The organism is Psychrobacter sp. 1U2 (genome assembly GCF_051847575.1).
Map to the genome: position 1 here is coordinate 1 of NZ_JBPYDC010000682.1, position 902 is coordinate 902.

A 902-nucleotide genomic window follows, 5' to 3' on the forward strand; every position below is an offset into this window, starting at 1 on the left:
TCAATATAATTGATGTAGTAGGTTGGTAATAAACGCAGTAAAGACGCAATCTTATCTTGCTCGGTAGCAGATAATGATTGCTGTAAACAGACCTGATGAGGTATGTATATCGTAGTATTTAAATTGCCTTTTGCAGACATAGATAAAATCCTTAACATCTGAGCCATGATTAATTAAACTTTAAAACCCAACGTTTAAAATCGTTGCAAATTACTGCAAAGTAAAAACATCGTCAATATGAAACATAACTATTTTGAAATAACGGTTATATTATAACAAACTGTAGTAGAGCAAAAGCAGTTGAATATAGTCAACGCTATGATTGAGCTATTAAAATCATCATAAAAATTGACCTTGTATAGCCAACCTCGTATAGTCAAAAAACGCTATGGCCATTAGTAGCTAATAGAACAGGACATACCTTTGAATTATTTAAATAGCCTTTTAAGCAACGAGCTTATAGCAGATCAGCGTACAGCCGACAAACCGCAGACTCGATTGTGGCGGTTATCTTGGCTATGCAAAAAGCCTATATTACGGTATGCAGGCCTGCTTGTGCTCCCGCTACTTGTTGATCATCAGAGCTATGCTGCTACTGTTACCCCGCAGCCGATAACATCATCAACGCCATCAGCATTAATGACAGGCTCAACGTATGGCACTTGGCAAACCGAAAAATCTGATGAGTTACAGCTACCAAATTTGCAAGGTCAGGGTTTAAGCTTCGCTGACCAGTATCAAAACAAGCTGCTGGGTGAGTGGTCACTACAAAATATCAATGGCCGTGCCAAGATGGAGCATGATCCTTGGGTTCAAGAGACTATAAAAGACATGACATGGCGTCTCAATGCTCAAGTACGGCAGCAAGCACCACTGGCGGTAGTCATTATTGATAATCCAAG

At 39.4% G+C, this 902-nt stretch carries 1 pseudogene; it reads left to right on the forward strand.

From position 1 onward, the window contains the following. Positions 1-423: 423 nt before the first annotated feature. Positions 424-902, forward strand: a pseudogene (locus ACS8FD_RS18080) (hypothetical protein); the annotation flags it as partial.